Annotated in this window: 22 protein-coding genes; 15 read left to right on the top strand and 7 right to left on the bottom strand. The window is 42.5% G+C overall.

Annotation, left to right across the window (positions count from 1 at the left end; genetic code table 11):
* Positions 1–184: 184 nt before the first annotated feature.
* Positions 185–1915 carry an ABC transporter ATP-binding protein gene (locus tag ACIQXU_RS15800; protein WP_402990719.1) on the top strand — a complete coding sequence of 577 codons (1731 nt, stop codon included), beginning with the start codon at positions 185–187 and terminating at the stop codon, positions 1913–1915.
* 87 nt (positions 1916–2002) lie between these two features.
* On the opposite strand, the gene ACIQXU_RS15795 is transcribed toward ACIQXU_RS15800, so the two are convergent.
* Positions 2003–2671 carry a B3/B4 domain-containing protein gene (locus ACIQXU_RS15795; RefSeq protein ID WP_402867499.1) on the bottom strand — a complete coding sequence of 223 codons (669 nt, stop codon included), beginning with the start codon at positions 2669–2671 and terminating at the stop codon, positions 2003–2005.
* A 105-nt stretch (positions 2672–2776) separates the two neighbouring features.
* Here ACIQXU_RS15795 and queG point away from each other — a divergent pair, with 105 nt between their 5' ends.
* The 7 genes from queG to ACIQXU_RS15760 all read left to right on the top strand — a co-directional run bounded on the left by queG (position 2777) and on the right by ACIQXU_RS15760 (position 10521).
* Complete coding sequence (gene queG / locus ACIQXU_RS15790) at positions 2777–3916, top strand: tRNA epoxyqueuosine(34) reductase QueG (RefSeq protein ID WP_402955236.1); 1140 nt, start codon at positions 2777–2779, stop codon at positions 3914–3916.
* Positions 3917–4263: 347 nt separating this feature from the next.
* Positions 4264–5121 carry an amidase domain-containing protein gene (locus ACIQXU_RS15785; protein ID WP_402955239.1) on the top strand — a complete coding sequence of 286 codons (858 nt, stop codon included), beginning with the start codon at positions 4264–4266 and terminating at the stop codon, positions 5119–5121.
* Between the two features lie 64 nt (positions 5122–5185).
* Complete coding sequence (gene trmL / locus ACIQXU_RS15780) at positions 5186–5674, top strand: tRNA (uridine(34)/cytosine(34)/5-carboxymethylaminomethyluridine(34)-2'-O)-methyltransferase TrmL (protein ID WP_402867501.1); 489 nt, start codon at positions 5186–5188, stop codon at positions 5672–5674.
* 69 nt (positions 5675–5743) lie between these two features.
* The gene (gene nfsA, locus ACIQXU_RS15775) at positions 5744–6493 is read left to right on the top strand and encodes an oxygen-insensitive NADPH nitroreductase (protein ID WP_402990716.1); all 750 of its coding nucleotides are present in this window, start codon (positions 5744–5746) and stop codon (positions 6491–6493) included.
* A 322-nt stretch (positions 6494–6815) separates the two neighbouring features.
* Entirely contained in the window at positions 6816–7559 is a 744-nt protein-coding gene (locus ACIQXU_RS15770; RefSeq protein WP_402867503.1) for a hypothetical protein, read from the top strand.
* Between the two features lie 468 nt (positions 7560–8027).
* A complete protein-coding gene (locus ACIQXU_RS15765) occupies positions 8028–9923 on the top strand; it encodes a PrkA family serine protein kinase (RefSeq protein ID WP_402867504.1) in 1896 nt (631 codons plus the stop codon).
* Positions 9924–10194: 271 nt separating this feature from the next.
* Complete coding sequence (locus ACIQXU_RS15760) at positions 10195–10521, top strand: SCP2 sterol-binding domain-containing protein (RefSeq protein ID WP_402867505.1); 327 nt, start codon at positions 10195–10197, stop codon at positions 10519–10521.
* A gap of 58 nt (positions 10522–10579) precedes the next feature.
* On the opposite strand, the gene ACIQXU_RS15755 is transcribed toward ACIQXU_RS15760, so the two are convergent.
* Complete coding sequence (locus tag ACIQXU_RS15755) at positions 10580–10789, bottom strand: heavy-metal-associated domain-containing protein (protein ID WP_402955245.1); 210 nt, start codon at positions 10787–10789, stop codon at positions 10580–10582.
* 117 nt (positions 10790–10906) lie between these two features.
* Here ACIQXU_RS15755 and ACIQXU_RS15750 point away from each other — a divergent pair, with 117 nt between their 5' ends.
* Together ACIQXU_RS15750 and yhbH are read left to right on the top strand one after the other, a co-directional pair.
* Positions 10907–11086 (top strand): hypothetical protein, encoded by a 180-nt coding sequence (locus ACIQXU_RS15750; RefSeq protein WP_402955248.1) that lies wholly within the window; start codon positions 10907–10909, stop codon positions 11084–11086.
* 571 nt (positions 11087–11657) lie between these two features.
* Entirely contained in the window at positions 11658–12827 is a 1170-nt protein-coding gene (gene yhbH / locus ACIQXU_RS15745; RefSeq protein ID WP_402867508.1) for a sporulation protein YhbH, read from the top strand.
* 46 nt (positions 12828–12873) lie between these two features.
* Here yhbH and ACIQXU_RS15740 read toward each other — a convergent pair whose 3' ends face one another.
* Positions 12874–14109, bottom strand: a complete 1236-nt coding sequence (locus ACIQXU_RS15740) for an ABC transporter permease (RefSeq protein WP_402955252.1) — start codon at positions 14107–14109, stop codon at positions 12874–12876.
* 32 nt (positions 14110–14141) lie between these two features.
* The gene (locus ACIQXU_RS15735; RefSeq protein ID WP_402990713.1) at positions 14142–14615 is read right to left on the bottom strand and encodes a MarR family winged helix-turn-helix transcriptional regulator; all 474 of its coding nucleotides are present in this window, start codon (positions 14613–14615) and stop codon (positions 14142–14144) included.
* Between the two features lie 329 nt (positions 14616–14944).
* Here ACIQXU_RS15735 and ACIQXU_RS15730 point away from each other — a divergent pair, with 329 nt between their 5' ends.
* The 3 genes from ACIQXU_RS15730 (at position 14945) to ACIQXU_RS15720 (ending at position 20185) form a co-directional block, all read left to right on the top strand.
* Positions 14945–16651 (top strand): methyl-accepting chemotaxis protein, encoded by a 1707-nt coding sequence (locus ACIQXU_RS15730; RefSeq protein ID WP_402956018.1) that lies wholly within the window; start codon positions 14945–14947, stop codon positions 16649–16651.
* Positions 16652–16810: 159 nt separating this feature from the next.
* The gene (locus ACIQXU_RS15725) at positions 16811–17947 is read left to right on the top strand and encodes an HD domain-containing phosphohydrolase (protein WP_402990710.1); all 1137 of its coding nucleotides are present in this window, start codon (positions 16811–16813) and stop codon (positions 17945–17947) included.
* Between the two features lie 357 nt (positions 17948–18304).
* Positions 18305–20185: an adenylate/guanylate cyclase domain-containing protein gene (locus ACIQXU_RS15720; protein ID WP_402990707.1), complete on the top strand. Its 1881-nt coding sequence runs from the start codon at positions 18305–18307 to the stop codon at positions 20183–20185.
* A 54-nt stretch (positions 20186–20239) separates the two neighbouring features.
* Here the strand turns inward: ACIQXU_RS15720 and ACIQXU_RS15715 are convergent, their stop codons facing one another.
* Entirely contained in the window at positions 20240–20785 is a 546-nt protein-coding gene (locus tag ACIQXU_RS15715) for an NADPH-dependent FMN reductase (protein WP_402990704.1), read from the bottom strand.
* Between the two features lie 128 nt (positions 20786–20913).
* A complete protein-coding gene (locus ACIQXU_RS15710) occupies positions 20914–21870 on the bottom strand; it encodes a bile acid:sodium symporter family protein (protein ID WP_402990701.1) in 957 nt (318 codons plus the stop codon).
* A 167-nt stretch (positions 21871–22037) separates the two neighbouring features.
* Between ACIQXU_RS15710 and lepB the strand changes: the two genes are divergently transcribed.
* Together lepB and cobT are read left to right on the top strand one after the other, a co-directional pair.
* Positions 22038–22553 (top strand): signal peptidase I, encoded by a 516-nt coding sequence (lepB, locus tag ACIQXU_RS15705; RefSeq protein ID WP_402990698.1) that lies wholly within the window; start codon positions 22038–22040, stop codon positions 22551–22553.
* 134 nt (positions 22554–22687) lie between these two features.
* Complete coding sequence (cobT, locus tag ACIQXU_RS15700) at positions 22688–23734, top strand: nicotinate-nucleotide--dimethylbenzimidazole phosphoribosyltransferase (RefSeq protein WP_402990786.1); 1047 nt, start codon at positions 22688–22690, stop codon at positions 23732–23734.
* A 40-nt stretch (positions 23735–23774) separates the two neighbouring features.
* Here cobT and ACIQXU_RS15695 read toward each other — a convergent pair whose 3' ends face one another.
* Complete coding sequence (locus ACIQXU_RS15695) at positions 23775–24299, bottom strand: HXXEE domain-containing protein (protein ID WP_402990783.1); 525 nt, start codon at positions 24297–24299, stop codon at positions 23775–23777.
* Positions 24300–24307 lie beyond the last annotated feature (8 nt).

Raw genomic sequence — 24307 nt, 5'->3', positions numbered from 1 at the left:
CTCCAATCATACATACTCATAACGCAGGGTTTCGTTACTTGGAGAACGAAGCTTTGCGTTTTTTATATTTTCGAACAGAAATCCTACTGATTACAGCAGGATTTCTTTTTATTGTATAAATTTGTAAGTATCTGTTCTCTTGCCTATAATTTAGGTAAGCGAAAATGGAGGAATGAGGTTGTACATGGATAAGAAGCTGAATGTGAAATCATTTTTTTCCTTGTTAAGATCGGAAAAACTGCCAATGGGAATGGTGTTATTTGTCGTAGTGTTAAGTTTGGTGGAAACGGTGGCGAGTCTCGTCGTCCCGTTGGTTACGAAGAATCTGGTCGATATGATATCTGGAAGCGGGATCGAGCGAACAACGATATTCCTTTTGCTAGGGGCTTTTATTGTCCAGACCGTTGCGGGAGGTTTTTCCTTCTACTTTCTGAGCTATATCGGTGAAAATGTTGTAGCTGGAATCCGTCGGAAATTATGGGATCATATTTTACAATTGCCCGTATCGTTTTTTGATTCCCACCAGTCCGGTGAAACGCTTAGCCGGATCACTCAGGATACGAATACGATTAAGACGATCATCACGAACCATTTCGTGACATTCATTTCAGGAATCATATCGATCATCGGGTCAATCATCATCTTATTCCTGTTGGACTGGCGGATGACGGTCATCATGCTCAGCATCGTACCATTATCCATGATGATCCTGATTCCGCTTGGGCGGAAGATGTATAAAGTCTCTAAGCAGACGCAGGATGAAATGGCCACCTTCAGCGGAAATCTAGGGAGGGTCCTAGGCGAGGTCCGTCTAGTGAAGTCGCATAATGGCGAAGAGTTGGAACGTGAAAAAGGAAATCGTGGCGTTAGGGAGCTCTTTCGTTTTGGATTGAAGGAGGCTAGGATCCAAGCCATCATTTCCCCCTTCATGACGACAATCATGATGGTGATTCTCGTAATCCTTATTGGATATGGGGGAGTTCGGGTGGCTTCTGGTGCACTGACAGCGGGGACACTTGTTGCCATCATTATTTATATGATCCAAATCATCGTGCCCTTTAGTCAGATGGCCTCATTTTTTACGGCATTTCAAAAGGCGATGGGAGCGACGGAACGAATCCAGGGCGTCCTTTCGATACCTGGTGAAACCTATGAAGGGAAGCATGACACATTGGTCACAGCTGATTTGACGTTTAAGGATGTATCATTTTCCTATCAAGCGTCTAAGCCCATTTTGAATGATTTATCGTTTACGGTTCCTGCCAATAAGACGGTCGCCCTGGTGGGACCAAGCGGTGGTGGGAAGACGACGATATTTTCGTTGATTGAACGTTTTTATGAACCCACGAATGGGATGGTCTCGCTGGGAACGGTGCCAATTAAGGATATTGAACTTTCCATCTGGCGGTCGCAAATTGGGTATGTGTCACAGGAAAGTCCAATCATGACGGGGACGATAAAAGAAAATATAGCGTACGGGCTAGGCCGTCAAGTTGAAATGGATGAAATCATCGACGCAGCAAAGATGGCAAATGCCAACCAGTTTATCGAAAGGCTTCCGGATGGCTTTGATACGGAGGTAGGGGAAAGAGGCGTGAAGTTATCGGGTGGTCAACGGCAGCGGATTGCCATTGCCCGGGCTGTGTTGCGCAATCCGAAAATCCTGCTATTGGACGAAGCGACATCCAATCTCGATAGTGAATCGGAACTTCTTGTTCAGCATGCTATCAAGAACCTGATGGCAGGCAGGACGACCCTGATCATTGCCCATCGGCTGTCGACGGTCATTGATGCGGATCGATTACTGGTTGTGGAAGAAGGACGGATTACTGGGGCGGGGACACATGAAGAATTGCTTGCAAGTCATGGCTTGTATCGAAAGCTCGCCACGCAGCAATTGCAACTGCAGAATTGAGCACTTCAGGGGAGTAGCCTCCGAATCTGTTAAAAAATACACAAAAAAAACATGAGCCATTATCTCGATATGACTCATGTTTTTGCATTATCCTTCTAGGACGGAAAAAGATCCTTCTCCGCCGTGAATCTCGAGGAACATATCCATCAATGACTTTGTGAGCTGTTCGGCTTCTTTGATGGGTGTCTTTGCTTGTAAATAGATGATCTGGATGGCATGTTTGGTGTCTTCGGTGACCTTCGTCCGTTCCGAATCGACGTAGGGACTCCCGAATGCGCCGTCATCATCAGCTGAAACGATCATGTTTTCCATCGAGTTCACCCGCCCATTCAATCCAGGATATTGGTCCGGACTTCCACCAATTTTAATGGAGAGATCACCTGATAATGCATCTGCATCATAGATGCCAATCGGGACCTCGTATAAAAGCGAGAAGAAGTTATTCAAGTCGATGGCTGAATGGATAGGGGATAAGTAATTCTGCTTTTTGACTCGGCGGTATAGGGCCTCGACGGAAGGGCGATAGCGTGAAGGGTTCGTCCCGGTCATTTTGAAAATCTCCCGCCATTCTTTGATACCCGGAAAATCCGTGAGTTCCTTTTCTTCAAGATCAAAAAATAAAGCTTCCTGAAATAATTGAAGTCTCCCTTTTACCATTTGCGGCGAGGGGCCGACTTCGATGTTTTCGTATGTAATGAAACCAATCTTGAAATCGGGAACTTTGCTTGCGAGATTAGAGGAAATCTTAATTTCCAAGTGATACACCTCCAAAAATGATTGAAATTAGTTTATCATAGATACCAATGGTTTGATATGTTACAAGCATCATTGGGTAGAATGAAGAGAACGAAGGTGATAGAAATGGATATGCATGCACTCAAGCAAGAAGTGATTTTATATAGTAAGGAAATAGGCATCGATAAAATCGGTTTTACGTCAGCCACGACGTTCACGGAGTTGAAAAGCAGGCTGATCCGACAGCAGGAGCTGGATTATCAGTCGGGCTTTGAAGAAAAGGATATCGAAAAAAGGGTCAGGCCCGAATTGATCTTCGATAAACCGCAATCAATCATATCAATTGCGCTTGCCTACCCTTCGAAATTGAAGGATGCCCCTCAAAGCAAGAAAGGAGAGCGTCGCGGGATTTTTTGCCGGGCCTCCTGGGGAACGGATTACCATACCGTGCTCCGTAATAAACTGCAGCTACTTGAAGATTTCATAAAAGGGAAAGTCCCTGGAGCCATGGCGAAATCAATGGTCGATACGGGGGAGCTATCGGACCGGGCCGTTGCTGAGCGGGCAGGAATCGGATGGAGCGCTAAAAACAGCATGATCATCACTCCGGAATTTGGTTCGTATGTGTATTTGGGTGACATGATTACCAACTTGCCGTTCGAGCCGGATCAGCCGATGGAGGATCAGTGCGGCACATGCAATAAGTGTGTGGATGTATGCCCAACAGGTGCCCTTGTGCAAGGTGGACAGTTGAATGCCAAACGCTGTATTGCATTTTTGACGCAGACGAAAGATTTCCTTCCGGATGAATTCAGGACGAAAATAGGCAACCGGTTATATGGATGTGATACGTGTCAGACTGTCTGTCCAAAAAATAAAGGGATGGATTTTCATTTTCATGAAGAGATGGAGCCGGATCCCGAGCTTGCCAAACCGCTGCTGAAGCCATTGCTCACCATCTCCAATCGCGATTTTAAAGAGACATACGGACATGTATCTGGATCATGGCGTGGCAAAAAGCCGATTCAGCGGAATGCCATCTTGGCATTGGCTCACTTTAAGGATGAAACCGCCATGCCGGAACTGATCCAAATCATGCAAGAAGACCCGCGCCCCGTTTTGCGTGGCACGGCCGCCTGGGCGATCGGGAAAATCGGTCGGGAACGGTCGACCTCCATTTTGGAAGAAGCCAGGTTGAAGGAAAAAGACGAAGAAGTGCTCGCGGAAATTGAAAAAGGATTACAGTTCACTTACCATAATGAATAAAAAGGAAGGGGCTGTCCCAAAAGGTGTAATTACCCCGTAATTGAATAAATAGTAAAAGGCAGAAACGTTGATTTAACAACATTTCTGCCTCTTTGTTTTTGCGAAATTCAATGGAATAAGGACTTATTAGACAGCCCCTTTCCATTTTTAGCAGTTTGACCGATAAATAGTGTGATTTGACCGATAAAAGTGGCAAAACGACCGATAAAAAGCCGAATTGACTGATAAAACTACCCCATCGACCGATAATTGCTTCTCAGTTGAGCAATGGACCGAATGAAGTTGTGTTTTTAACCAAGCCCTCCTTCATACACATTAGAAGAGGCGCTATGAAGGAGGGCTTGATTTTGAGGGAACAGTTGAAACGGCTTTTACAGGAAAGGGTTGAACTTTACACTTCCAATGAGCATGTACGGGGAGAGGGTAAGATCTATCTGAAAAAGGAAGCACTGAAGAAGCATGATACGGAAATTGTCCGTGTGAATGCTGCTGGAAAGGTTGACTCGGAACGGCAGGAAGGGGATTTGAAAATCCTGACCTATCAAGTGCATCTGCAGTATTTAATGAAGCAGGAGGATGGCTTCTATATAGAAGAGGAGATGGAAGAGAGGGAGGCGCGGTTTCGGGATGAATACTTAATAGAAGAACGGGAGCTTGAACCTGATTTAGAACCTGACGAGGACCCGGAAAATTGGGAAGTGGGTTTGGATCGGCTTACTTATAAGTATGACCGGATGAAGGCGGTTCAGTATGCGGAGCGATGGTGGAATGAGTTCAATCCACAGTATTATAAATTCACCGATGACTGCACCAACTTTATTTCCCAGTGCTTGCATGCCGGGAACATCCCGATGTGGGGCGAGCCGAACAAGAATAAAGGGTGGTGGATCAGAGGAAAGAATTGGAGCTATACCTGGACGACAGCTCATTCTTTGTATCATCTGCTTAAGGGAGGGAAAGGGATCAGGACAAAAGAAGTGGAGACGGCACAGGAATTGAACCTGGGTGACATCCTGTGCATTGACTTTGAAGGTGACGGGCGGTTCGATCATAACTTGATTGTGACGGCAAAGGACCAAAAAGGCATGCCTCTTGTGAATGCCCATACGATGAATAGTCGCCATCGATATTGGACGTATGAGGATTCGACTCGATATACACCGAACATCGTCTATAAATTTTTCGTGATATTAGATGGAGTGTGATTGTTTTTAGTCTGTTTGTTTAATGCTATAATTAGTTGAAGTTTAAACTAGAGGTGAAAATGAAGTGGCAATACATGTAGTTTTATATCAACCACAGATTCCAGCAAATACAGGAAATATCGCAAGAACATGCGCAGGAACGGATTCACACCTGCACCTTATCCGTCCGCTTGGTTTTTCAACGGATGATAAACAGCTTAAACGGGCTGGGCTCGATTATTGGGAACATGTGAAGATTCATTATTATGATTCATTGGAAGAGTTTTTTGAGAAGAATGCCGGCGGTGCATTTTATTACTTAACCAAATTTGGTGAACAGCCGCATACAACCTTCGATTACAGTGATCAAGAAAGTGAAATTTATTTTATTTTCGGACGCGAAACGACAGGACTGCCAAAAGAGTTGATCAAAGAGAATATGGACAGATGTCTCCGTATTCCAATGACGGATAAAATCCGGTCACTGAACCTTTCCAATACGGCCGCCATCTTGATTTATGAGGCGTTAAGACAACAGGATTACCGTGACTTGGAATTAAAAAGAGAATATTAAGGAGTTATTCGTCAGCGGGGTGGGGATGCTTTGCTGACGAATGCTTATACATAATTAGGGGGTAAAGCAATGAATAACATCATCGAGAAAATTCTGGACCACCGTTCCGTCCGTTCTTTTGAGGACAAGCTATTGTCTGCGGAACAAATTTCCACGATTGTTGAGTGTGCACAGGCTGCATCAACTTCAAGCTATATCCAGGCCTATTCGATCATCGGGGTGACCGACCCGGAAAAGAAAGCCAAGCTTGCTGAATTGGCTGGACCTCAATCATATGTAGAGAATAATGGACATTTATTCGTGTTTTGTGCCGATTTACATCGTATGGACATAGTAGCCGAGATGGAAAACGAAGATCTTACTGCACCAATTGAAAGTACGGAAAAATTCATGGTGGCCTGCATCGATGCCGCACTCGCTGCTCAAAATGCGGCGCTTGCTGCTGAATCAATGGACCTCGGCATTTGCTATATTGGTGGTATTCGTAATGACCTTCAACAAGTTTCGGAAATCCTGGACATCCCACATCGTGTCGTTCCTCTATTCGGCCTTGTTGTCGGGTATCCAAAAAAACGTTCAGACAAAAAGCCAAGACTTCCTCAAGCCAATGTATATCATGAAAATGGCTATCAAACGGATAAACAGACCTTCATCGGTCAGCTAGAAGCATACAATGAAACGATTTCCGACTATTATGAGCAACGGACCAAAGGAAAACGGAAAGAGACCTGGACGCAACAAATGGCGGACATGGCCGGCAAGAAAAGCCGGATGTATATGAAGGACTTTGTGGAAAACCAAGGATTGAAAAAACAATAATCATAGGTGGATGATTCTATACTTCATGTTGGAGCATCCATTAATTATATAGAGCGTAACAATAAGGAGCCTGACACTATGTGTTGGGCTCCTTATTTCTTTTATAAGTAAAAAATATGGATATTCTTTTCCGGATATGATGCAAGAAACTTTTTACGATGAATGGTTTTCAAAGCTTCATAGAGGCATGTATTAAGAGCATTATCCGCTTTTTAACAAAGTAAATATTAACAAAGGCAATAGTGAGAAAACTTCACAGCCTAATTAAGTATATAATAAACATTTGTACTGATAACTTCATAATAAGAAAGGAAGTAACAATTTGCAGGTATTAGGTGGTATTTTATTTTTTTGTAGCTTCATATCTATCTTTGTATTTATCATTTTAGGTATAGTAGCACTACTCAAAAAGAACGGAAAGGCAAAATCACGTTTTATTGGAGTGGGTGGTTCATTTATTGTAGCCATCATTTCATTTATTATTATAGGAGCAAGCGGGGAATCTGAAGAAACCACAACAGATAAAGAGAAGCCAGCTCAAGAACAGAAAACAGAAAAGGCAGAAACACCTGAAGAGAAAGCAGAGAGAGAGGCCAAGGAGAAGGCCATTGTTGAGGAGAAAGCGAAACAGGCTGCTGAAGAAAAAGCTAAGGATGAAGCAGAGGCTAAGAAGAAGGCTGAAGCTGAGAAGAAAGCCAAAGAAGAAGCTGAAAAGAAAGCTAAAGAAGAAGCGGCTGCTAAAAAAGCAAATGCAAAACCTATTGAATATAATAGGTTGAAGAAAAATCCAGATAAAATGATTGGTGAGTATACGAAATATACGGGTGAGGTTATTCAGATCCAGGAAGAAGAGGACTTTACGGCCATCCGTTTAGCTGTTACAAAAACATCATATGGATATGATCCTAATGACATTATAATGGTCATGTATGCAGGTACGACCGATTATATAGAAGATGATGTTATTACTGTGTACGGAACTATTTCTGGCGAATACAGCTACACTTCCCAAGCCGGTTGGGAAATCTCTATTCCAAGCATGCTTGCTGAAGAGTTTGAAAAGTAAAAGGAAAGTCACTCTTAGGGGAGGCACTTATTTGGTGTCTCTTTTTTATATGCTTTTCTTCCAAAAAAAGGGGCTGCCCCCACAAGTCATTTTCATGACTTGTGGGATAGCTCCCTTTTTCGTATGCTCTTATTTATTTTTCACACCTGGTTTGTCGGCATATCCACCAGTGAAGATGGCAGCTAAAAACGCAATTGTTACGGCAATGACAATAACTGTTCCCATGATGTAACCTCCCTTTACCCATATTGTCCCACTTAAGTATAGGCTTAGTATACCCCAATTTTTAGTAGATGTGCACGTAAATTTTCTTGCCTCGTGATTTGTCACCAAATATTCAAGACTTTAAAGGAAAACCTTGGATTGGGCAGCCGGACAAGATGAACCTCTTTGGAAAGTCTGACATGTTTGTCAAACTCGGCGCATAGATTTAAGTATTCTCTGAAAGTGATAGGGGGAGGTTCCTAGATGGATATTTTAAAGAAAATCGAAAAATTTAGAGAAGATGAACAGAAGCTGAAGTGGGAAGGCACCTTCGCAGAATACTTAGAGATACTGAAAGAAAAGCCATTAGTTGCACAATCTGCTCATTCGCGTGTATACAACATGATCAGAGATGCTGGGATAGAGGAAGTAGATGGAACGAAGAAGTACAACTTTTTCAGTGGTCAGCTGTTTGGACTTGAGGATTCATTGGAGAGGCTCATCGAGGAGTATTTTCATCCCGCCGCTAAGCGGTTGGATGTCCGAAAGAGGATTTTGCTTTTGATGGGACCGGTATCAGGCGGGAAGTCTACATTGGTTTCACTCCTTAAGAGGGGGCTTGAAAGTTATTCGTTAAATGACTCAGGGGCGATCTATGCGATAAAAGGATGTCCGATGCATGAAGATCCACTGCATCTCATTCCTCAAAACTTGCGGCAGGATTTCTTTGAGGAGTATGGCATCCGGATTGAGGGGAATCTGTCACCGCTGAATGTGATGAGATTGGAACAGGAATATGGCAGCCGGATTGAAGACGTGATGGTTGAGCGTATCTTCCTTTCAGAAGACAAACGTGTGGGGATTGGTACATTCAGTCCGTCCGACCCTAAATCACAGGATATTGCCGACTTGACCGGAAGCATCGACTTTTCGACGATCGCCGAATTTGGATCTGAATCAGATCCGCGAGCCTATCGCTTTGATGGTGAGCTCAATAAGGCAAATCGCGGAATGATGGAGTTCCAGGAAATGCTGAAATGTGATGAGAAGTTTTTATGGCATTTGCTCTCACTGACCCAGGAGGGGAATTTCAAAGCAGGAAGGTTCGCATTAATCAGTGCAGATGAACTGATCGTTGCCCATACGAATGAAACGGAGTACAAGGCATTCATATCCAACAAAAAAAATGAAGCCCTACATTCCCGGATTATCGTCATGCCGATCCCGTATAACTTAAAGGTGAGCGAAGAAGAGAAGATTTATGAAAAAATGATCCATGAAAGCGATGTTTCCGATGTCCACATTGCTCCGCATACCTTGCGGGTGGCAGCCATTTTCAGTATCATGACCCGTTTAAAGGATCCGAAAAAAGGTGATATCGATTTATTGAAAAAGATGAGACTGTACGATGGGGAAAATGTTGAAGGATTCAACTCCGCGGACATCAATGAGCTGAAGAAGGAATACCAAGATGAAGGCATGAGCGGGATAGATCCACGGTATGTCATTAACCGGATATCCTCCACTATCATTCGGAAGGAAAACCCGTCTATCAACGCACTTGACGTATTGATGTCGTTGAAGGCAGGCCTTGACCAGCATCCGTCGATAACGAACGAGCTAAGGGAACGATATTTGAACTTCATTTCGCTTGCACGTAAGGAATATGATTCGATTGCCAAAAATGAAGTGCAAAAAGCGTTTGTGTATTCCTATGAAGAGTCGGCGAAGATCCTTATGGACAATTACCTAGATAACGTCGAAGCATACTGCAATAAATCAAGACTGCGCGATCCACTGACTGGGGAGGAAATCAATCCAGACGAGAAATTGATGCGCTCGATTGAAGAACAAATCGGCATTTCTGAAAATGCCAAAAAAGCCTTCCGTGAAGAAATCCTGATCCGTATCTCGGCCTATGCAAGGAAAGGAAAACGATTTGATTATAATTCCCATGACCGCCTACGTGAAGCCATTCAGAAAAAGCTGTTTGCTGATTTGAAGGATGTTGTCAAAATCACGACTTCAACCAAGACACCGGATGAAAGACAACTGAAGAAAGTGAATGAAGTCATCAAGAGACTTATTGACGAACATGGGTATAACTCGACTTCCGCCAATGACTTACTTCGCTACGTAGGAAGCTTGTTAAACCGCTAAAAACAAGAAGACCCCTGCCTTAAAAGGTGGGGGTATTTATTGAAAGAAAATATTGTAAATAATACCAATTCGTGATATCTTTTAGCTGAAGCAGTTATTCTCCGATGTTAATAATACAACCTATTAAAATCCTCTGAAATACTTCGCGCTTCGGATATTTTCACATGATCGTCCAACATGTACATGAAGAAACGTTGTCGTTGTCATGGATCAGTAAGGTTTTTTCTGTTTTGTAAGCGTAATCATAAAAAGGTTGATGGAGGGATTTCAAATGAGTGTAATCGCTGAATTGAATGAATTGGCTGGTAAAATCAACAGTAATCCGGAGCATATCCAAAACGAGGAAAATCGTGTGTATCAATTCAACATTGAAGAGATTGGACCGGTTCAGCTGTTGATTAATAATGGACAAGTTGAAGTGATCGAAGGTACGACAAATGATCCAGAAGTGACATTGAAATTATCAGAGAAGAATTTCTCCAAGTTATTAAAGGACGATTTAAATACAACGGTCGCTTTCATGACAGGTGGCCTAAAGGTAGATGGAAACATCGCTTTGGCATTGAAACTGCAGGAAATTGTAAAACGTTATAAATGAAAATACCGAACTCTGCCGTTCTTGGGAGAGTTCGGTATTTTTTGTGTTGTGGGTTCTTTTATTCAGTGACATTTAATCCGTATTGTTCGATGAGTGTGACGAGCTGGCTTGGTGATAATTTGTCTTCGCGGTATTCGATTTTGATTTCGCCGTCATCCACATCGATGATGGCACGCTCGACGCCTTCCGTACTCAATAGGATGGACTCTAAATTTAAAATCGGGCCCTCGGTTGTCGCTTCCCTCACATAGAGTGTAGTGGTTTCCATGCTCCATTCACCTCCTGGATTTTTTCATATAGATTATCTATACCCTTTATCCATTGGACATATGTACGGTTTGAAAATTGGAAATATAGGGTATCAATAAGGTAGAGGTGATATAAAATGAGTAAAGAAGAATTGAAAAGAGAACATGTTCCAGAGAACAGTTCGATGGCGAAAGACTTAGACGAGATGAAAGAACTTGGGAAGCAAATGGAACGGCAGAGAACGAACGAAGAACTGAAGGAATGGGATAAACGACCAGGTACCGTCCAACATGAAGTCGAGGAAAAAAAAGAGTGAAAAGGCGTGCCATTGAAATCGTTCCATCCATGTAAAAAAGGGTATCCAAGGAAATCACAGGGATGCCCTTTTACTTGTGTCAATGCCTATTGAAAAACCGCATTGATCGAGATGGGAGACCGACATCCCCTGCTCCTACAACTCCTTCTTTTAAAGATTCCTACAAATCTTAAAAACCCCGTATTATTTTATTCCCATTGAAACAAACGACTCCGCTCGATTAAATCATCTCATTAACATTGGTCACTCACTGAGGATATTCCACGCAGTGGGTTTCTTGATGTTCAGGTTATCCTTCACTGTCGGCCTGGGCCAGCCGCAAAGCATGTCCAATTTCTTTTATCGCGTAGGAACCCGTCTTATTTTTTTGGGCAAAACAACCATTAATGAATTTTTGTGTAAATTATCCTTCGCCGCTGCATAGGATAGAGTAATACTTTTATTTTTATCCGATTTTTCTCGAATTGTATATTTGAATAGCTAAACCTGTGTTGCTGTGGGCTTTCTCACACTAATTTATTATATGAAGGAATGATGAAAAGCGTGCAAACATTTTTAAGGGGGGAAGAGAATGTCAGAAGAGAATAATAAACAATACGTGATCTCAGAGGAAAACTGGTCCCTCCATCGGAAAGGCTATGATGATCAACAACGCCATCAGGAAAAGGTGCAAGAGGCTATCAAGAATAATCTGCCTGATTTGATTTCTGAAGAAAGCATCGTGATGTCCAATGGTAAGGATGTTATCAAAATCCCGATTCGCTCCTTGGATGAATATAAGATCCGCTATAACTATGATAAAAACAAACATGTCGGTCAAGGGGACGGGGATAGTAAAGTCGGGGATGTCATTGCAAGAGATGGATCGCCATCGAATGCCGGTTCCGGAAAAGGGCAAGGTGCTGGGGACAAGGCGGGCGAGGATTATTATGAAGCCGAAGTGTCGATGATGGAGTTGGAGGAAGCATTGTTTAGCCAATTGGAGCTGCCGAACCTTCAGAAAAAGGAACATGCGGAGCATACGCTTGAGCATATTGAATTCAATGATATCCGGAAAACCGGCTTGATGGGGAATATCGACAAAAAGAAAACGATGATATCGGCCTTCAAAAGGAATGCCTTAAGCGGCGATCCAGGCTTTCATCCCATTTATAAGGAAGACTTCAAATTCAAGACATGGAATGAGGTCGAAAAGCCGGATTCCAAAGCAGTCGTGCTGGCGATGATGGATACATCAGGAAGCATGGGTCTGTGGGAAAAATATATGGCAAGGAGCTTTTTCTTTTGGATGAACCGCTTTTTACGGACAAAATATGAAACCGTCGAGATAGAATTCATTGCCCATCACACTGAAGCGAAAGTTGTGCCTGAGGAGGATTTCTTTTCAAAAGGGGAAAGCGGTGGAACGATTTGTTCATCCGTCTACCGTAAAGCATTAGAACTTATCGATCATAAATATGACCCTGTGAAATTCAATATCTACCCGTTCCATTTTTCCGATGGTGACAACCTCACATCCGATAATGCCAGGTGCGTCAAGCTCGTGGAAGAACTCATGAAGGTCTCCAATATGTTCGGTTATGGCGAAGTCAACCAGTATAACCGCCATTCCACCCTCATGACTGCCTATAAGAACATTGACAATGAAAAATTCAGGCATTATATCCTTAAGCAAAAGGCCGATGTATTCCATGCGATGAAGAGCTTTTTCAAGGAAGAAGAAAGTAAGAAATACGCGTAAAACAAAGAAAAAGAAGCCTGTGATGGCTTCTTTTTCTTTGTTGGCTTTAGGCCTCTACGAGAGAGGGTTCCAGCTTAGCTTTTGAAGAATCTTTCTTATGGGTGGTAAGTGTTACAACTAAACAGATGCCTAGGAATACAACAAATAAGCTGGAGATGACCCATAATGCCGTACCAAGGCTGGCTTGCATATTACCACCATAGTAAAGCAACGACCTCATTCCATCGACCATGTACCTCGTTGGAAGGAAGATGCTTGCGATACGGTGGAAATCCGGTAGGTTTGCGATAGGAACCGCCCCACCACTGCCGAAAATACCCATGATGTTGAGCGGGAACATTATAAGCATTCCCCATTTGCCAAAGAATAGGCTGATTACTTTAAACATGAGGAACATCGTCATACTGCTTAACAAGGTAAACCAGAATATTGGCCATATGCCAATGGAATGCACACTCCCGAAAAATCCGAACACAGCGAGTTGAAGCATGGCTGAAACCAGTAGTGTTACGATTAAACCGAAGAGCAATTCTGTAATGAGAATTTTTGTGTTGCTGATCGTGTGTCCCTTTGAGTTAAGAGTTTCACTGATTTTATTAATATAGCCATTTATCATTTGTACACCCAGCAGTCCTGTTATTGATGTAATCAGCACAATCATGAAGGGGGTCATCCCTTTATTTAAATTGGCTGGCAATCCAAGGACATTGGTTGATGTATAGTGGATGGGTTGATCTAATACAGAAGTTGAAAGTGGAGATACTTGCATATTTTTTGAAACCAATGCGGATTTAATTTGGCCGCTTAGGCCATCGGATGCTGATGATGCCATCGTTTGTAGCACATTAGAAGCAACTGCAGTAGCCATCTGACCACCAGCTTCATTGATCAAGATTTCCACCTCGGCCGCTTTTCCATCCGTCTCCCCTGAAATGAAGCCACCCTTCAATTCGTTAATGGAAGCTGAGAAGTTTTCAGGTATAACGATGGCTCCATAAGCATTATCATCCTTAATTTGATCGATTGCTTTTTCTTTGCTTGTCACCACAGACCATTGTAAGGAATGCCCGTCTACTTCTTTGGAAAGGTTACTTAGCAGACTTTTACCGAATGCAGAAGAGGTGAACTGTTCGTCTTCATTCACGATGATTAACGGAAAGTTGGACAATTTTGGATCGGCTCCACTGAATACGGGCAAATAGATGCATATCATGCTTAGCATTAGCAAGGGTACCGCCCAGATGGGAAACCAGGTCATTTTAATTTTTAATAATTTCTTCAAATCAATCATTCTCCTCAAACTAGTGAAACGGGTCAGTCATCAAGTCGGTCATTTGATTCTGCCTTTGAAAATACCTTTTTATTCATGATTTTTACCATTAAGTACAGCACTTCCCTGTCTTCCAGATCCATTTCCTCAAATATCTTAGAAGCATGGGAGTTATCTACAGAGTAAGAAACGACGCTATATCCAGCATCCGTTAATTGGATGAGTTGACTCCTTTTATCCAAAGGGTTTTCCCCCCGTATAACCAATTCTTTTTTCTCAAGAGAATCGACTAAATAAGTGATCGATGCTGCTTTTAAGTTTAAATGCTGTGCCAATTGAATCGATAAGCAAGCGTTCTTCCGTTCGATATAGCTTAATATGGAATATTGATTGAGCGTCAACTCTTGTTTTCTCAAATGGCTGGCGAATGCCTTTAACCGATTGTTTGCCATTTTCTTGGCCAAATCATTATAAACACTTATTAACATGTCGACTGTAATCCCTTTATTCTCCTCCAAAAAAACACAACTCCTTAAAAGCGATAAAGTCAATAATACTTTAAATATTCTAAGTTGTAAAGGAGTTAAATCCGCTGATAATAAGGAAAATATTATAAAGTGCTTTGAATCATCAAAGTTTATTGTGTAAGCGTTCACAAACTCTTCTAAGAAATGATGGGTAATGGTCTTTTCCTAGGAGCAGTTATAAATAAAATTATAATGTGAGTGTGCTGGTTGCATTAACTAATTTCTTGAAGTGCCGATATAAGAAAAGAATGAAGGACTTTATACCTAAAAGGGGAGAGTTTTAAGAATAATAATAGTATACGGAGGGAAATAAAGTGAAGATGTATAGGAACTTGAAGATAAAAGTAAAATTGATTGTGGCATTTTTGTTAATGAGCATAATTCTAGGAGCTGTCGGAATATACGGATTAACGAATCTAAGTCATTCTAACGATGATCTTGAATCCATGTATCATGACCAGCTTGTGCCCCAGCAATATCTTAATGAAATCGAGGTTGCGTATCAAGATATTCGAATCGGTGTCCGTAATTTGGCATTTGTCGCAAAAACGCCTGCAGAAAAAGAAGCGGGTGAGCAGGTAATCCTTGAAAAGATGGACGAAATTGATGCATTAACGAAGAAATTTGAAAGCAGTAATATGAATGCTTCTGAAAGAAGCCTTGTTGAAGAATACAAGATAGCCCTGGCGGATTTTTATGTCCTGACGGAAAAAAATATGGCATTAGGGAAGGCGAATGATATAGAAGGATTCCTCCGAACATTAAAAGAAAACAAAGGGAAGGGCGACCAATTGGAAATAAAGATTGAGGAGCTAAATATCATGACGGATGAATTGGCCCGTGATGCTTATAAAAGCGCCAATGATTCCTTCACCCATACTAAGAGTACTACATATATCCTTATCATTTTTTCAGTATTGCTTAGTATTGCTCTAGGCTATTTTATTTCTCAGGTGATATCGAAACCGTTGAATAAGGTCGTGCAATTGGTCGTGGATATCTCAAAAGGAGATTTAACCCAAACATCGGATATTGATACGAAAGATGAAGTGGGGGTTCTTGCCAAATCAATGAATGAAATGGTAAGCAATCTTAGAAATATGATGAAGGGGGCATTCCACACATCCGATCAGGTGGCTGCCTCGTCAGAAGAGCTGACAGCAAGTGCTGAACAAACAAGTAAGGCAACGGCGGATATCTCCAGTGCCATCCAAATGATAGCGGATGGAGCCGGCAGCTCTGCAGCAAGCCTTGAGGAAAGTTCGACGGAGTTAGGGGAAGTATCGCTTTCCATTCATCATATGGCAGAAAGTTCCCATGCCATTGCGAAGTCTGGATTACATGTCGCTGAGCAAGCGAAATTGGGTGGCGAATTCGTTGATAAAACGGCGCTACAGATTCAGACGATTTCCCAATCAGTTGATAAAAGTGGAGAAGCAATTCAATCACTGGATAAAAGGTCTCAGGAAATAGGCGAAATAACAAAAGCGATTACAGAGATAGCGAATCAGACGAACCTGTTAGCATTGAATGCGGCCATCGAAGCAGCTAGGGCAGGAGAACATGGGAAAGGGTTTGCCGTGGTCGCTGATGAGGTCCGTAAGCTGGCTGAACAGTCTCAGCACTCTTCGACTCAAATCGCTGAACTTATTAAAGAAATTCAAGAAGACATGATGAAATCCAATCAATCCATCAACCAAGTCAAATTGGACGTGAAAGAGGGACTTGGTATCGTCTCGAAAACAGAGGAAAGTTTCAAAGTCATCTTGGATTCGATTAGGGATTCGAGTGATCAAATCGAAGAAATGGTCGCAACTTCCGAGCAAATGTCAGATAGCGCTCAAGAGGTTTTAACCAATTTAACGAGCATCACGACCATTGCAAGAAATGCAACAGGTCATAGTCAAAACGTTGCAGCTGCCACGGAAGAACAATTGGCATCCATGGAAGAAATAGCTTCTGCCTCAAATAATCTTTCGAGGATGGCCAGTGACTTACAGGAACTATTAGGTACGTTCAAACTATAAAAACGTCCAGCTCCGCCATCCCTACACTTCATAGGGATGGCATTTCCATTAGCGGTTTGTTTTCAAGTACGAAGCTCGGCAGGGAATAGATAAATAAAAACAATAAACAGCCGATATTATGGAATAAATTGATAATTCGGCCGGATGAAAGGATCAAAAATGAGTGAAGAAACTAGGTATATGGAAAATGAATTATTAAATCTTTTAGATGCTTTCAAGGAGTTGAATTCAGATTTAGATGTGAAGGTTGTCTTTCAGAATATCATTCTCCAGATGGCCAAGCTTTTGGATGCAGAAGCAGGTACGTTATGGGTGACAGATCCCGATCGTGATGTAATAAAAGCCACTGCCGTATATGGGCCGACTTCCTCTAACATTCTCAAAGTAGAATTGAAAATGGATGAGGGAATCGTCGGAAAAGTGATCTGTTCAGGAAAACTACAGTTGATTTCTGATGTATCAACAGATCCGGATTGGGCACCGAGAGTGGACAAGGATAGCGGTTTTACCACCAAGTCCATGCTTACGGTTCCGTTAATTGCAAAAGGGAAAGCGATTGGTGCCATGCAGCTTCTTAATAAAAAGAACGGCCAAAATTTCACTAGGAAAGATGCCCAAATGGCCCTCGTTTTAGCCAACCAGTCAGCATTGGCACTGTACAATAGCCAAATGTTCGAGGAAATTCAAAATATTAATCTAAGCATGATCCGCACGCTTGCCAAAACCCTAGATAAGAGAGACCCATATACTGCCGGTCACTCGGAAAGGGTGGCCACTTATTCTAAATGGATGGCTCTAAAAATCGGCTTGGATACCAAAGCATGTGAGGAATTGTATAAAGCGGCCTTGCTTCATGACATTGGGAAAATCGGTATCCCCGATGAAATTCTACGAAAGCCTACTAAACTGTCGAATGAAGAATACGAGATCATAAAAAAGCATCCTGAAATCGGCGCGGATATTTTGTCGACCATGGAGCCAAAAAGAACAATCTTGAATGCGGTGGAAACGGCAAGATACCATCATGAAAGGCTGAATGGAAGTGGATACCCTGATCAATTGGCAGGAAAGGAAATCCCTCTCTTTGCGAAAATCGTCGGAATTGCCGATACATTCGATGCGATGACGACGGATCGACCATATAACAAGGGACTTAGTTACAATGAAGCGGCAAAAGAGCTGATGACATGCAAGGATACACATTTCGATGAAGCATTGGTTATTGCTTTTCTGACCGCCTTGGAAGAGAGGAAATACATAACGATAGAAGAGGGACATGCATTGGAGGGAAGGTAAATGAATCCATTTGATTTCATGCTGATTGGGCATTTCGTGGGGGACTTTCTGTTTTTAGACCCGGTGTATGGCTAGCAACAAAGCCACAAAGTGGATTCTCTATTCACGCATGTGACTGTCTTACTTCATCGTTTTTTTATTCGGTTTATTGGCAGGAGGAATCTTACTTTGGGGGCTCACAGTCATCTATTTCGGACATATCGTATTGGATCGGCAAACCTTCGTCTCTTTCTGGGGGAGGAATATCCAAATGGCCGATGAAAAGATCCAGGGTTGGTTATCGATCATGGTCGATGAAATCTTCCATATCATTCTACTGGCCATAGCGATTTATCTTTCATAAAGGGGGAACAGGGAATGGAACGTTTTATAAGAAAATATAGCATCGAAAAAGATTTTCCTTTATCTAGGTCCTTCGTTTGGAAGGTGTTGGGGGACAATGATCGCTTAAACCGGTTCATTGGTTTATTCCCTGTCGAATTCGGTAAAGTGGAAAACAAGCAAGGTGGGATTTTTTATCGAGATGCAGTAGCAAAGGTAGCTGGATTCGTCGATATCTTGTGGAAGGAATATCCCTTTCAGTGGGTGAAAAATGAACAATATACCTTTGAACGCATATACGAAAAAGGCCCTTTTACTAAGTTGGTAACCACTTTTGAATTTTTGGAATCAACGATATACGAAAATGGATGCAAGGTCTTGATCAAGAGTGAATTTACTCCTCGTAATCTATTGGGTTTGGCGGCGATTCCCCTCATAGGAATCAAATCAATGAAAAACACGATCCGGTATGTGGACGAGCAGATGCTAGTGGCCAACGGTACCATTGAAAAAATCCACTATCAGAAAAAATCAGTAGGGCAAATAAATATTGAGGAATTGAATCGCTTAGAAACGCTGCTTGATGAAGCACCCGTTAACCCGGATTACAGGATAAAGTTGCATGGATTATTGAGGGATGGCGAAAGCAATGATGTAGTCAAGATGAATCCTTATAAAGTTGCAAGCGAATGGGGAGCGGAGCCACTAGAGGTCTTGCGTCTTTTTCTCTACGCAACAAAAGCGGGCCTCTTAAATTTAAGCTGGAACCTGATTTGCCCGAATTGTCGTGTCTCCAAGGTGGAATATACGACTTTATCAAAGCTGGAAGGTCAATTTCATTGTGATTTATGCGGAATTGACTATAACGCGGACTTCGGTAAATATGTGGAACTGAATTTTTCCGTGCATCCATCCATAAGGAAAGCATATGACCAGGTTTTTTGTGTAGGCGGGCCGATGATCACCCCGCATGTACACATGCAAAGGGTGATACAAAAGGGGGATTCCTTTGCCTTCCCTCTTCCCGATGGTTTTGTGAAAATGAGGATACGCGTGTTGCAGGCGAATCATATTGTTACATTCGATGAATGGCCGGAAGATGAAAATATTAAGGCGATGGCCTATACATATGAGGACAACGGTTGGCATAGAAGCGGAGAACAATATAATCTAAAGAATGATGAAATGATGATATCCAATGAAAGTTCGTCGGATATCGTCGTTGTCATGGAAAAAGCCGAATGGAACCAAGAAGTCGTAACAGCTGCTTGGGTCACCTCTTTGCAGGAATTCCGGGACCTGTTTTCGTCTGAAGTATTATCCCCCGGGCAGCAGGTTGGCATCGAGAGCGTGACCATTTTATTTAGCGACCTTCAAGGATCGACATCCTTATACGAAAGCATAGGGGATGCAGACGCCTACGGGCAGGTTCGCAGGCATTTCGAGTTTCTGAGCCATTGGATTTCAAAGAATTCCGGGGGTGTCGTCAAGACGAGCGGAGATGCCGTGATGGCGGTATTTCATCTGCCGGAGGATGCCCTGAAAGCCGCCATTCAAATACAAGAACATGTGTCAGAGTTCAATGCCACGGTAGGTGATCCCATTGTCTTGAAACTAGGTTTATATAGTGGCCCAGCGATTGCCGTGAATTCGAATGATCGATTGGATTACTTTGGAAGGACTGTGAATATGGCTGCACGCGTACAAGGTCAAAGCGCCGGTCATGATTTAGTGCTTAGTGAGGATGCCCTTCAAAATGAAAAAATGCAAGCAATCATCATGGGGCTCGAAAGGTTTGAGATAATTCCATTCAAGGCTTCTCTAAAAGGAATCAATGATGATGTGGCGTTAATTCAGCTAAAAAAAAGAGTACCAGGCTCCCTTATCGTACAGAATGAAGAAGTGAGTGATGTATAATAAATACAAAAAATCCCAGTAAAATGAAGACTACTGGGATTTTCAGGCTGAGTATTACCGATTATGCTGGTTAAACCAAGTAATGAAATTATCGACGACCACATTCAAAAACTGTACAGTCGGTTCATGGGTCAGGTTGCCTTCTTGATCGAATTTTTCATGCACGGCCCCTACATACACTTCATTTCCAGGAAGAAGCGGAGACGAGACGCCTGCGGCAAATAAGATATCCCGTAAATGCAATTGGGCCTTAACCGTCCCCAAATTCCCCATGGAAGCCCCGACGATCCACGATGGTTTACCAATCAAGACTTTATCCACACGAGACATCCAATCAATCGCATTGACTAACACGCCTGGCACTGTCCCGTTGTATTCAGGGGTCACCCACAAAACCGCATCCGCATGGGCCACTTTGTTTTTAAACTCTTTCACAACGACTGGCGGGTCGTTTTCGATATCCTGGTCGAAAAATGGTAGATCCCGAATGTTCAAGATTTCAAGTTCGAATTTATCTTGATACCGCTTTTGAATGTATTTAGCGAGTTTCAGGTTATAAGATTCCTTTCGAATGCTTCCAACGATGGCAACAACTTTCATCATAAAACCTCCTATTATTTGATTGCACGAGCTGATTCTTCATTAATAGTATAATTGTTATTTTATTGAAAGGGAAAAGAGACGCTCATATGCTTTGCTCGAATGTCTCCATTCAAGAGATAAAAAATCTATGCCTCGTTTACCCTTCGATGGTAATACTTATCAAGGAAATAGCCGAAAACGGATGCAAGCATTTGTTGAAAGAGCATCCCGAGAATCACGGGCACGGCAACGGCTGCAGGGAAATAGGTGGTGGCAAGGACTGCACCGGCACTGATATTGCGCATCCCCCCGGTAAAGGTCAAGGTAATGACGTCTTCTTTTTCCCAGTGTAGTAGTTTACCAATCCACCAGGAAAATGCATAGCCTGAAGCGGCGATGAAGAGTACCAAGAGTGCCATGACCAGTAGTTTCTCGTTGAAATGGGTCAGGTAGGGTGCGATTTTTGAACTGTTCAAGATCACGACAATCCCTACGCTTAGTTTGGAAAAAGGAGCCAGACGGGGGGCAAGCCTCTCTTTTATTTTCCCTTTTGTGGCCTGGTTCAAGAACATCGCAAGCATCGAAGGTATAACGATCATCCCGATCAGGCCTTTCACCATGGGCCATATCTCTATTTCAATCGTGCCTCCCCCAAAAAGTGAAACGCTATAAGGCACAATGAAGGGGGAAAGAAGGGTGTCGATAAGGATAATCGTCAAAGCTAACGCGGCATTCCCTTTATAAATGGTGATCCAGATGATGCTGGTGACTCCGGTTGGAATGACGACACCAAGGACCAATCCGGTAATCGTGAAAGCATCCCCTTGAAACACCAGGTGCCCGAGGGCCCAGGCCCAAATCGGCATAAGGATATGCAGGATCATTAATACTATGAAAATGGGTAAAGGATGATAGACTGCTCGTTTCAAGGATTTGAAATTGGAGCCTAGGCTACCGGTAAAGGTAATGAAAGCAAAAATCCATGGAACCAAAAATGTATAATCGGTTAGCCGTTCGGCCAACAAGACACCGATGACAACGCTTATCGGTGTGATGAATGGCATGGCTCTATTTAAATATGTATTGATTGACTGCAGTGACATCCATCCACTTCCTACCGTTTAGTTTCTTCGTTTTTAAGTGTACCATATTCCCAACAATGAATATCGGAACAAAAATCCTTAGTTTATCACACTTGTGTATATACAAAAATAAACCAGTTTAGTAAAATATTTTTAATGACTAATATTTTGGAGCGAAAGGGGATTTCATGAAAAAAGAACTTTTTTCTTGGGTAAAATCGGTACTTATTGCATTAATCGTCGTTTTCATTTGTCGTCAGTTTTTATTTGTTCCAGTGACTGTAAAAGGTGAGTCCATGGAGCCCACTTACGAAAATAATGACCGGATTGTCGTTACGAAAGTCGGAAACATCGAGCATTTTGATATGGTTGTATTTCACGCTCCGGATGCAGAAAAAGATTATATTAAAAGAGTCATCGGACTTGCGGGCGATAGTGTGGAAATGAAGGATGACGTGCTTTACATAAATGGGAAACAATATAAGGAACCATACGTGGAATCAAAAAAAGAGGAAATCCAATCTGATGAAAACTTGACTGAGAATTTCGACGTGAAAGTTCCAAAAGGGACTTTATTCGTAATGGGAGATAATCGCAGGCATAGTTGGGATAGCAGAAGGTTCGGTGTCATCCACGAAGATTCACTTGTAGGGAAAGTGGAGTTTCGTTTCTTCCCTTTGAATGAACTGGGTGCCCCTCAATGACATGATATTTTGTTGATTAAAAATAATCCTATGGATAGATAGTATAGACTAATTCGAACTTTTAGAAGATGATAGATAGGGACCTTTTCCATTGGGTAAGGTCTTTTATTTTATATGTGGAGGTTTTTTGAATGATGAAGAATGGGCTAGCCGCTCTATCCATCCCAAAGTTGGATGAAGAGATGGGAAGGCAAGTGAAAGGGTACGTGGATTCGCTGACTGTTCCGCAGGGAAGTTTGGGAAGGCTTGAGGAATTGGTTATCGAACTGGCGAAGATGACAGGCGAGGCATTTCCGGAGGTTTCGAGACCAGGCGTTATCGTATTTGCGGCAGATCATGGGATTACGGATGAAGGGGTATCCGCTTATCCAAAAGAAGTGACCGAACAAATGGCGCTCAATTTCCTTAATAATGGAGCAGCAATCAATGTATTTAGCCGTGCGATATCCGCTTACTTTGACATTGTCGATATTGGGATTGATGCGGATATTGAAGCACCTGAATTGACGTCAAGGAAAGTTCGTCGAGGAACTCGAAACTTTTATAAAGAGGACGCGATGACGCTAGAAGAAGTAAACCAAGCGCTTGAAGTCGGGTATGAACGGGCAGAGGCGATGATCGAGCAGGGTGCGAAATGTCTGATCCTTGGTGAAATGGGAATTGGCAATACGACAGCGAGTTCTGCCATCATCTCGGTCGTTAGTGGAAAAAGCGTGGAATCGCTAGTAGGTCAGGGGACCGGCCTGAAAAGGGAAGGAATCATACATAAACAAAGAATCATTGAAGAGGCCATTTCGTTAAGAAATCCTAATCCGAAAGATCCAATCGATATTTTAATGAAAATCGGTGGACTCGAGATTGCCGGTATGGCAGGGGCGATGCTTGCAGCAGCCAACAAACGAATACCGATTTTGCTTGATGGGTTCATTACGACAACGGCTGGTGTGATTGCAAACTTGATTTCGAATCGTTGCGCTGATTATATGTTCGTTGGCCATCAATCGGCAGAACCCGGCCACAGAACGGCCATAGAATGGCTTGGTAAAGAGCCGATTCTCCAATTGGACATGAGAATTGGGGAAGGAACCGGTGCTGCGGTTGCATTTCCCATTCTTCAGGCAGCGACCCTGGTCGTAAAAGAAATGGCAACATTTGAATCAGCAGGGGTATCCAATAAATAATGAAAACAAAGAGGCCTTCTTGATGGGGGCCTCTTATTTTTCATGTGAAAAATCCAGCTAAACGAAGCATAAGCCAGATGATCAGGGGGTAGGAAAGTAGGCTTCCGGTAAGCGTTATACATAAACTCCATACTCGGACTACCTTATTTTTTAATACGTGTGCAAGCAGTATCATAGAAAAGAGACAGATGAAAAAGGCTGTAATAGCTCCTGGATTATACGAGCCAAAGTAAAAGAATAAAGCAAGATGCTGTACCGCATTGAAGAAAATGGCACCCTGTGTGAAGATGACCCAATGAATGGATGATAAGACCTGAATCTGATAAAGACAAATGGTGAGGAAAACTAGAACAGTCAAGATAGAAGCGGCAAGGATGAATTGAGATTGACTGATAAAAGGTATATGAAAGTGTTTTGTTAAGTATTCGGTCATACTTAATGATTCTTCCGAGTTGTGGAGGAGAAATAATAAAGGAATGAGCCATAACGTTTTGTTAATAGAAACACCTCCTTTAGGATGGAGAAGAAAACAAAATGGATAGAAAGAAACCCGGACGATGAACATGTGAATGT

Source organism: Peribacillus sp. NPDC097284, assembly GCF_044761765.1.
In the GTDB taxonomy this organism is placed as follows: domain Bacteria; phylum Bacillota; class Bacilli; order Bacillales; family DSM-1321; genus Peribacillus.
This window is presented reverse-complemented; position numbering and strand designations above follow the sequence as displayed.